Origin of the sequence: Pseudomonas sp. BJa5 (genome assembly GCF_030272875.2) — a bacterium.
Lineage (GTDB): Bacteria > Pseudomonadota > Gammaproteobacteria > Pseudomonadales > Pseudomonadaceae > Aquipseudomonas.
In genome coordinates this window covers 1-273 of record NZ_JALRNG020000145.1, presented here as the reverse complement: position 1 = coordinate 273, position 273 = coordinate 1, and the positions used below count along the sequence as shown (strand labels likewise).

The window sequence follows — 273 nt, the reverse complement described above, 5'->3', positions numbered from 1 at the left end:
ATTGCCTGTAACTTTACTTGGGACTGGCTATTATTATTCCCCCCTGTCCCAATTTGCCCATCGTCAAATAAAGAAGGAGCACCTGTAGATTGTGACATTTTTCTCTCCTTTATCTTTAAGCGTTCATGACCGCAATCAGCTCAATACTGATATCTTGGAATCCAGCCGGAACATAAATACAAATCGTTTCTGAATCCAACATACGTTGATAGAGTTCATGATGCGGTTCGATTTCAAAATAGCTCACACCCGAACGTACTGGAATAGCAGTTG

Annotated in this window: 1 protein-coding gene; it reads right to left on the bottom strand. The window is 41.0% G+C overall.

All coding sequences use genetic code 11. The annotated features are described in order from the left end of the window. Window positions 1–115: 115 nt before the first annotated feature. Complete coding sequence (gene tssK / locus M2D63_RS25775) at window positions 116–265, bottom strand: type VI secretion system baseplate subunit TssK (RefSeq protein ID WP_353050885.1); 150 nt, start codon at window positions 263–265, stop codon at window positions 116–118. Window positions 266–273 lie beyond the last annotated feature (8 nt).